Origin of the sequence: Kitasatospora sp. NPDC057512 (assembly GCF_042802135.1) — a bacterium.
Classification (GTDB): Bacteria; Actinomycetota; Actinomycetes; order Streptomycetales; family Streptomycetaceae; genus Kitasatospora.
This window is the reverse complement of record NZ_JBHVET010000318.1, coordinates 1-9,077: the sequence shown is the minus strand read 5'-3', so window position 1 is coordinate 9,077 and position 9,077 is coordinate 1. Positions and strand designations below refer to the sequence as shown.

General features: G+C 71.6%; 6 protein-coding genes. 2 read left to right on the top strand and 4 right to left on the bottom strand.

Annotated elements, in window-relative coordinates; all coding sequences use genetic code 11:
• Positions 1 to 70: 70 nt before the first annotated feature.
• From aspS to ACFU6K_RS21070, 3 genes are read right to left on the bottom strand one after another with little or no spacing between them, the layout of a single operon-like run.
• Positions 71 to 1,861 carry an aspartate--tRNA ligase gene (gene aspS / locus ACFU6K_RS21080; RefSeq protein WP_380665161.1) on the bottom strand — a complete coding sequence of 597 codons (1,791 nt, stop codon included), beginning with the start codon at positions 1,859 to 1,861 and terminating at the stop codon, positions 71 to 73.
• The gene (gene hisS, locus ACFU6K_RS21075; protein ID WP_380665159.1) at positions 1,858 to 3,120 is read right to left on the bottom strand and encodes a histidine--tRNA ligase; all 1,263 of its coding nucleotides are present in this window, start codon (positions 3,118 to 3,120) and stop codon (positions 1,858 to 1,860) included. Before hisS ends, aspS begins: the two co-directional genes overlap by 4 nt.
• An 11-nt stretch (positions 3,121 to 3,131) precedes the next feature.
• Entirely contained in the window at positions 3,132 to 3,839 is a 708-nt protein-coding gene (locus ACFU6K_RS21070) for an MBL fold metallo-hydrolase (protein ID WP_049651819.1), read from the bottom strand.
• A gap of 237 nt (positions 3,840 to 4,076) precedes the next feature.
• On the opposite strand from ACFU6K_RS21070, the gene ACFU6K_RS21065 reads away from it, so the two are divergent.
• Both ACFU6K_RS21065 and ACFU6K_RS21060 read left to right on the top strand, forming a co-directional pair.
• A complete protein-coding gene (locus ACFU6K_RS21065) occupies positions 4,077 to 4,919 on the top strand; it encodes a peptidylprolyl isomerase (RefSeq protein WP_380665157.1) in 843 nt (280 codons plus the stop codon).
• Positions 4,920 to 5,184: 265 nt separating this feature from the next.
• Positions 5,185 to 6,414: a DUF349 domain-containing protein gene (locus ACFU6K_RS21060; RefSeq protein ID WP_380665155.1), complete on the top strand. Its 1,230-nt coding sequence runs from the start codon at positions 5,185 to 5,187 to the stop codon at positions 6,412 to 6,414.
• An 85-nt stretch (positions 6,415 to 6,499) separates the two neighbouring features.
• Here ACFU6K_RS21060 and ACFU6K_RS21055 read toward each other — a convergent pair whose 3' ends face one another.
• Positions 6,500 to 9,010 (bottom strand): RelA/SpoT family protein, encoded by a 2,511-nt coding sequence (locus tag ACFU6K_RS21055; RefSeq protein ID WP_380665153.1) that lies wholly within the window; start codon positions 9,008 to 9,010, stop codon positions 6,500 to 6,502.
• Between the last annotated feature and the right edge of the window lie 67 nt (positions 9,011 to 9,077).

Below are 9,077 nucleotides of genomic sequence, written 5' to 3'. Positions count from 1 at the left end.
CCGTTGTGGACCGGCCCCGGACGGCGGGTGAGCCGTCCGGGGCCGTTGCAGGTTAGCGGATGACGCGGCGTCAGGCCTGGGGCTGGGCCTCGCCCTTGGCGTCCTCGCGGACCTTCGGCTTGGCGTCCACGCCGGCCTCGCGGCGCTGCGCCGGGGTGATCGGGGTCGGGGCGCCGGTCAGCGGGTCGCCGCCGGTGGACGTCTTCGGGAAGGCGATGACGTCCCGGATGGTGTCGTACCCGCCCAGCAGGGTGACGATGCGGTCCAGGCCGAAGGCGACACCGCCGTGCGGCGGCGGGCCGTAGTTGAAGGCGTCCAGCAGGAAGCCGAACTGCGAGGCCGCCTCCTCCTCGGAGAGGCCGATCGCGTCGAACGCCCGCTTCTGCACGTCGCGCTGGTGGATACGGATCGAACCGCCGCCCAGCTCCGAGCCGTTGAGGACCAGGTCGTAGGCGTTGGAGAGCGCCGAGCCCGGGTCGGTGTCGAAGGTGGCCAGCGACTCCGCGGTCGGGGCGGTGAACGGGTGGTGCACCGCGTGCCAGCCCTGGAACTGGCCCTTGTCGTCCTCGATCGGCTCGAACATCGGGAAGTCGACGACCCAGAGGAAGGCCCACTGGGACTCGTCGATCAGCTCGCAGCGGCGGCCGATCTCCAGGCGGGCGGCGCCGAGCAGCTCCTGGGAGGCGCGCTCCTTGCCGGCCGCGAAGAAGACCGCGTCGCCGTTCTTGGCGCCCGCGGCGGCGGCGAGGCCGGCCAGGTGCTCCGCGGAGAGGTTCTTGGCGACCGGGCCGCGCAGCTCGCCGGTCTCGGCGTCGATGAGCACGTAGGCCAGGCCCTTGGCGCCGCGCGCCTTGGCCCAGTCCTGCCAGGCGTCCAGCTGCTTGCGCGGCTGCGAGGCGCCGCCGGGCATGACGACGGCACCGACGTACGGGGCCTGGAAGACGCGGAACTCGGTGCCCTTGAAGTACTCGGTCAGGTCGGTGAGTTCCTGGCCGAAGCGGACGTCCGGCTTGTCCGAGCCGTAGCGGCCCATGGCGTCCGCGTAGGTCATCCGGGGCAGCGGGTTCGGGATCTCGTACCCGTGCACCTCGCGCCAGATGGAGCCGACGATCTTCTCGCCGAGGGCCAGGACGTCCTCCTGGTCGACGAACGAGGCCTCGATGTCCAGCTGGGTGAACTCCGGCTGCCGGTCGGCGCGGAAGTCCTCGTCGCGGAAGCAGCGGGCGATCTGGTAGTAGCGCTCCATGCCGGCCACCATCAGCAGCTGCTTGAACAGCTGGGGCGACTGCGGCAGGGCGTACCAGTGGCCGGGCTGGAGGCGGACCGGGACGAGGAAGTCGCGGGCGCCCTCGGGGGTGGAGCGGGTGAGGTACGGCGTCTCGATGTCGAGGTAGTCGTTCTCCTCCATCACCCGGCGGATGATGTTGTTGACCTTGGAGCGCAGGCGCAGGCCCTTGGCCGGGCCCTCGCGGCGCAGGTCCAGGTAGCGGTAGCGCAGCCGGACCTCCTCGTTGACCGTGCCCGGCTCGTACTCGGCGACCGGGAAGGGCAGCGGGGCGGCCTCGGAGAGCACCTCGATCGCGCTGACGACGACCTCGACGGCGCCGGTCGGGATGTCGGGGTTCTCGTTGCCCTCGGGGCGGACCCGGACGTCGCCGACGACCTTGACGCAGTACTCGGCGCGCAGGCCGTGCACCGAGTCGAGGTCGCGGACCACGACCTGCACGGTGCCGGAGGCGTCGCGCAGGTCGATGAAGGCGACGCCGCCGTGGTCGCGGCGGCGGGCGACCCAGCCGGCCAGGGTGACGGTGGTGCCTGCGTGCTCCGGGCGGAGCGTGCCCGCGTCGTGCGTGCGGATCACAGCTGCTTCTCCTTCAGGGTGGTGACGAGTGCGTCGAGGGCGACGGGGGTCTGCTCGCCGGTGCTCATGTCCTTGAGCTGGACGACGCCCTCGGCGAGGTCCCGGTCCCCGGCGATCAGGGCGAAGCGGGCGCCGGACCGGTCGGCGGACTTCATGGCGTTCTTGATGCTCTTGACGCCGAAGGCGAGGTCGGTGGCCACGCCGGCCCGGCGCAGCTCGACCACCTTGGCGAACAGGGTGTTCTTGGCCTCCTCGCCGAGCGCGACGGCGTAGACGGAGGTGGCGGCCGGCAGGTCGAGGGCGACGCCCTCGGCCTCCAGCGCGAGGTAGGTGCGGTCCACGCCGAGCGCCCAGCCGACGGACGGCAGCGCCGGGCCGCCGATCATCTCGGACAGGCCGTCGTAGCGGCCGCCGCCGCCGATCGCGGACTGGGCGCCGAGGCCGTTGTGTACGAACTCGAAGGTGGTGCGGGTGTAGTAGTCCAGGCCGCGCACCAGCTTGGGGTCGTCCACGAAGGCCACGCCCGCCGCGGTGAGCAGCTCGCGGACCTTCTCGTCGTACGCCTTGCAGGCCTCGCACAGGTAGTCGCGCAGCATCGGGGCGCCGACCAGCTGGGCCTGCACCGACTCGCGCTTGTCGTCGAGGACGCGCAGCGGGTTGATCTCGGCGCGGCGGCGGGTCTCCTCGTCCAGGTCCAGGCCGGAGAGGAAGTCGATCAGCGCGGCGCGGTAGACCGGGCGGCACTGCTTGTCGCCGAGGCTGTTGAGCAGCAGCGAGTAGTTGCTCAGGCCCAGGTCGCGGAAGGCGTCGTCGGCCAGGATGATCAGCTCGGCGTCCAGCGCCGGGTCCTCGGCCCCGATCGCCTCGGCGCCGACCTGGGAGAACTGGCGGTAGCGGCCCTTCTGGGCGCGCTCGTAGCGGTAGTACGAACCCGAGTACCAGAGCTTGACCGGCAGGTTGCCCTGCTTGTGGAGGTTGGCCTGGAGCGCGGCGCGCAGCACCGAGGCGGTGCCCTCGGGGCGCAGCGCGAGCTCGTCGCCGCCCTTGGTGGTGAGGGTGTACATCTCCTTGGAGACGATGTCGGTGGACTCGCCGACACCGCGGGAGAACAGCTTCACGTCCTCGAAGACCGGGGTCTCGACGTAGCCGTAACCGGCCCGGCGGGCGGGCGCGGCGATGCGCTCGCGGATCGCCAGGAAGGTCGCGGAGCTGGGGGGCAGCAGGTCGTAGGTGCCCTTGGGGGCGGTGAAGGTGCTCAACTTCTCTTCCGTCACATTCCTCGTCGCGGGAAAGCCGGGGCGCCTGCCGCCCCCGCTGCCTGTCGGAGGTAGGGGTTGGTGGCGCGCTCGCGGCCGATGGTGGTCTGACCGCCGTGGCCGGAGAGGACCACGGTGGAGTCGTCGAGGGGCAGGCACACCCGGGCCAGCGAGTTCATGATCGCCTCGCTGTCCCCGCCCGGGAGGTCGGTACGCCCGATGGAGCCGGCGAACAGCAGGTCGCCCGAGAACAGCACCGGGGGGAGGTCCTCGGCACCGGGCGTCCGGAAGGTCACCGACCCCCCGGTATGGCCCGGGGCATGGTCCACGGTGAGCTTCAGGCCGGCCAGCTCCAGCACGCCGCCGTCGGTGAGCTCGCGCACGTCGTCGGGCTCGCCGACGGTGAGCTCGCCCATCAGCTGGGTGCCCAGGGAGCGGCCGAGCGCCTTCTCCGGGTCGGACATCATGTACCGGTCCTCGGGGTGGATCCAGGCCGGGACGCCGCGGGCGCCGCAGACCGGGACCACCGAGGCCACGTGGTCGATGTGGCCGTGGGTGAGCAGCACGGCGACGGGCTTCAGCCGGTGCTCGCGGACCATCTCCTCGACGCCGCGGGCCGCCTGGTGGCCGGGATCGACGATGACGCACTCCTCGCCCGCCGCCGGAGCGACCAGGTAGCAGTTGGTGCCCCAGGCTCCAGCGGGGAATCCGGCGATGAACACGCGCGTCCTTCGGGTGTGCGGCGGTGGCGATGAGTATCGAAAAAAATTTCCGGCGTAACGGCAGCCTACCGGCGCCGCGGGTCCGGTTGCGAACCAGATAGGGGCGGCGGGGCGGCGCGGCCCGGCAGGTTCACCGGGTTCTTACAGGCCCGGTCCCTACACTTGGCCGCCGAGGGATGCGATGATCCGCTCCGGAATCCATCCACTTTTCCCGCACATCCGTAGGAGACACGGCCGGTGGTCAGCAGCGAACAGCGGCGGCGGCAGCTCGCCCGAGAGAAGTACGAGCGCCAGTTGGAGCGCCGGGTCGCGGCCCAGGCCGCGCGCAGGCGGCGCAACACGATCCTGGGCGCCTCGCTCGCCGTCGTGGTCCTGGCCGGCGGTGGCACCCTGATCGCCACCGGCGCGTTCAGCTCGGACGACAAGGGCGACAAGAAGGCCTCGAACAGCGCCCAGGCCGCGCCGACCGGTACCGAGGAGCCGACCACCCCGACCCGCAAGCCGGTCGAGGGCTGCGCCGCCCCGGCGCCGGGCGCGCCCAACGGCAAGCAGTGGCAGGCCGAGCCGCCCATGACGATCGACGCGGGCGGCTCGTACGCCATGACGCTGGACAGCAACTGCGGCAAGGTGACGATCGCGCTGGACGCGGCCAAGGCCCCGCACACAGTGAACTCCTTCGCCTTCCTGGCCGGTGAGCAGTACTTCGACCACACCAAGTGCCACCGCCTCACCACCGACGGCATCTTCGTGCTCCAGTGCGGCGACCCGACCGCCAGCGCGACCGTCCCGGGCGGCTCCGGCGGCCCCGGCTACAAGTTCGCGGACGAGAACCTGACCGGCGCGACCTACCCGGCCGGCACCGTGGCGATGGCCAACTCCGGTCCGGGCACCAACGGCAGCCAGTTCTTCCTGGTCTACAAGGACACCAAGCTGCCCCCGAACTACACCCCCTTCGGCAAGGTCACCGGCGGCCTGGACGTGGTGCAGAAGATCGCCGCCGCGGGCACCCTGGAGGGCTCGTCGGACGGCCACCCGATGGCCGACGTCACCTTCAACTCCGTTACGGTGGCGAAGGGTTGACCGACTCCGGGGTCGTCGGCGGGTGGCCTGGACGCCGCCCTCGCACGGCCCCGGACCGAAATCGCCCGGCCCGGATGCGGACAGCACCGGGCCTGGTCGCCTATGTTGGCGTTGTATAGGGTGCCCGGACCCGCCTAGCCGTCACCCTCGGCAGCAAGGCACGGCGGACGGGGACGGCGGACTCTTTCGGTCCGTCGCACATCAACTGTGGACGACGGACGCGCGCCGCCCCGGCGCGGGCGCGACGTCATGTGGAGGACGCGCTATGAGCAGCGACCCGTGGGGCCGTGTGGACGAGCAGGGCACGGTCTACGTCAGGACGGCCGACGGCGAACGAGTCGTCGGTTCCTGGCAGGCCGGCTCGCCCGAGGAGGCCCTCGCCTACTTCGAGCGCAAGTACCAGGGCATCGAGGTGGAGATCGGCCTGCTGGAGAAGCGGGTGCGCACCACCGACCTGGCCGCCAAGGACGCCCTGGCCGCGCTGGAGCACCTGCGCGCCCAGGTGGTCGAGGGGCACGCGGTCGGAGACCTGGAGGGTCTGGCCAAGCGGCTGGACACGCTCACCGGCGAGATCGAGAGCCGGCGCGAGGAGCGCAAGGCCGCCCGCGCCAAGGCCCAGGACGAGGCCCGTGCGGCCAAGGAGGCCCTGGTCTCCGAGGCCGAGCAGCTCGCCGAGTCCACCCAGTGGCGGGAGGCCGGGGACCGGCTGCGCGCCCTGGTGGACACCTGGAAGGGCCTGCCGCGGCTGGACCGCAAGAGCGACGACGAGCTCTGGCACCGCTTCTCGCACGCCCGCTCGGTCTTCTCGAAGCACCGCAAGGCGCACTTCGCCACCCTGGACGCCGAGCGCGAGAAGGCCCGGCAGACCAAGGAGGCGCTGGTGTCCGAGGCCGAGGCGCTGTCCTCGTCCACGGACTGGGGCAGCACCGCGGCCGCCTACCGCGACCTGATGGCGCGCTGGAAGGCCGCCGGCCGGGCCCAGCGGGACATCGAGGACGAGCTGTGGGCGCGGTTCCGCGGTGCCCAGGACGTCTTCTTCCAGGCCCGCTCCGCGGTGTTCAGCGAGCGGGACGCCGAGCAGGTGGAGAACCAGAAGCTCAAGGAGGCGCTGGCCGCCGAGGCCGAGACGATCCTGCCGATCACCGACCTCAAGGCCGCCAAGGCCGCGCTGCGCGAGGTCAACGAGCGCTGGGAGGCGATCGGGCACGTGCCGCGCGAGGTCCGTCCGAAGCTGGACGGCCGGCTGAACGCGGTCGAGCGGGCCATCCGCGAGGCCGAGGAGGCCGAGTGGGCGCGCTCCAACCCGGAGGCCAAGGCCCGCGCGGCCGGCATGGTGGGCCTGTTCCAGGCGAAGGCCGACAAGATCCAGGCCGACCTGGACAAGGCCCGCGCGGCCGGCAACGCCTCCAGGGTCGCCAAGCTGGAGTCCGAGCTGGACGGCGTGCGGACCCTGCTGGACCAGGCGCACAAGAGCCAGGAGGAGTTCAGCGGCTGATCGCCTCGGCGCGCTGAACGGCGAAGGCCCCCGGGACCGCTCCCGGGGGCCTTCCGCGTTCCCGCCGCCTGTGGCGGGGCCGCCGCTACTTGCGGGCGGAGGTGACGCGGTAGACGTCGTACACGCCCTCGACGCCGCGCACCGCCTTGAGCACGTGGCCCAGGTGCTTCGGGTCGCCCATCTCGAAGGTGAAGCGGCTCATCGCCACCCGGTCCCGGGAGGTCTGCACCGCCGCCGACAGGATGTTGACGTGCTGGTCGGAGAGCACCCGGGTGACGTCCGAGAGCAGCCGGGAGCGGTCCAGCGCCTCGACCTGGATGGCCACCAGGAAGACCGAGGACTGGGTGGCCGCCCACTCGACGTCGATCATGCGCTCCGGCTGCTGGTTCAGCGCCTCCACGTTGACGCAGTCGGCGCGGTGCACCGAGACGCCGTTGCCGCGGGTCACGAAGCCGACGATCGGGTCGCCCGGCACCGGGGTGCAGCAGCGGGAGAGCTTGACCCAGACGTCCTCGACGCCCTTGACGATCACGCCCGGGTCGCCCTTGGCCCGGCGGCGCACCGCACGGCGGTTGTCGTGGGTCGGGGTGGCGGTCTCCGCCAGGTCCTCGGTCGCGCCCTCCTCGCCGCCGAGCGCCTGGACCAGCTTCTGGACGATGTTCGGCGCGGCGACGTGGCCCTCGCCGATCGCGGCGTAGAGCGAGGAGATGTCGGGGTAGCGCATCTCGTGGGCCAGGGTGACCAGCGAGTCGCCGGTCAGGATCCGCTGGATCGGCAGGCCCTGCTTGCGCATCGCCCGGACGATCGCCTCCTTGCCGTGCTCGATCGCCTCCTCGCGGCGCTCCTTGGAGAACCAGGCGCGGATCTTGTTGCGGGCACGCGGCGACTTGACGAAGCCCAGCCAGTCCCGGGACGGGCCGGCGTTCTCCGCCTTGGAGGTGAACACCTCGACGGTGTCGCCGTTCTCCAGGGTCGACTCCAGCGGCACCAGCCGCCCGTTGACCCGGGCGCCTATCGTCCGGTAGCCGACCTCGGTGTGCACCGCGAAGGCGAAGTCGACCGGGGTCGCCCCGGCCGGCAGGGCTATCACGTCGCCCTTGGGGGTGAAGACGAAGACCTCGTTGCTGGCCAGGTCGAAGCGGAGCGACTCCAGGAACTCGCCCGGGTCGGCGGTCTCCTTCTGCCAGTCCAGCAGCTGCCGCAGCCAGGCCATCTCGTTGACGGCGCCGGCCTTGTCGTCCTTGCGGACCTGGGTCGGGGTGTCGGTGCGGACCTTGGAGGCCCCGGCCACCGCGCGCTGCTTGTACTTCCAGTGCGCGGCGATGCCGTACTCGGCCCGCCGGTGCATGTCGAAGGTGCGGATCTGCAGCTCGACCGGCTTGCCCCCGGGACCGATCACCGTGGTGTGCAGCGACTGGTACATGTTGAACTTGGGCATCGCGATGTAGTCCTTGAACCGCCCCGGCACCGGGTTCCACCGCGCGTGGATGGTGCCCAGCGCCGCGTAGCAGTCGCGGACGGTGTCGACCAGGACCCGGATGCCCACCAGGTCGTAGATCTCGGCGAAGTCCCGGCCCCGGACGATCATCTTCTGGTAGACCGAGTAGTAGTGCTTCGGTCGGCCGGTGACGGAGGCGGTGATCCGGGCGCCCCGCAGGTCCCCCTGGACCTGGTCGATGACGGTCGCCAGGTACTCGTCCCGCTTGGGGGCGCGCTCGGCGACCAGCCGGACGATCTCGTCGTACATCTTGGGGTAGAGGATCGCGAAGGCGAGGTCCTCCAGCTCCCACTTGATGGTGTTCATGCCCAGCCGGTGCGCCAGCGGGGCGTAGATCTCCAGCGTCTCGCGGGCCTTCTTCTCCTGCTTCTCCCGCTTGAGGTAGCGCATCGTGCGCATGTTGTGCAGGCGGTCGGCCAGCTTGATCACCAGGACCCGCGGGTCCTTGGCCATCGCCACGACCATCTTGCGGACGGTCTCGGCCTGCGCGGCCTCGCCGAACTTGACCCGGTCCAGCTTGGTGACGCCGTCCACCAGCAGGGCCACCGAGTCGCCGAAGTCCTTGCGCAGGGTCTCCAGGCCGTAGTCGGTGTCCTCGACGGTGTCGTGCAGCAGCCCGGCCATCAGCGTCGGGGCGTCCATGCCGAGCTCGGCCAGGATCGTCGCGACGGCCAGCGGGTGGGTGATGTACGGGTCGCCGCTCTTGCGCTTCTGCCCGCGGTGCCACTTCTCGGCCACCGCGTACGCCTTCTCGATGTCGCGCAGCAGTGCCGGGTCGGCCTTGGGGTCGTTGGCCCGGATCGAGCGGAACAGCGGCTCCAGGACGGGGTTGAGCACGCTGGAGCGCTGGCCGCCCAGGCGGGCCAGCCGGGCCCGCATGCCGCCGGTGGAGCCGCGGCCGGAGGGGCCGAGCGAACGCGAGGAGGTCGGCGTCGGGCGTGCCGGGGTGGCCCCCGAGGGCGTGGGACGGTTTTCGGGGGTGGCCGCTTCGGCCGTGGGCACAACCTCGTCGGGCAAGGACAACTCCTCGGGGCACCGGGGCCGACCCCTGCCGAGGCCCGAACGGTCCGGGACAACCGGGAGGGGATGAATCTTCATGGTACCGAGCCGGGCGCCGGGGTGTTCATCCGGCCGGGCCAGGAAACGGAAGGACGGCGGTCGGATG

Coding starts and splice junctions, on each gene's coding strand:
- ACFU6K_RS21060 (WP_380665155.1), top strand. CDS start 5,185: ATGAGCAGCGACCCGTGGGGCCGTGTGGACGAGCAGGGCACGGTCTAC.
- ACFU6K_RS21055 (WP_380665153.1), bottom strand. CDS start 9,010: ATGAAGATTCATCCCCTCCCGGTTGTCCCGGACCGTTCGGGCCTCGGC.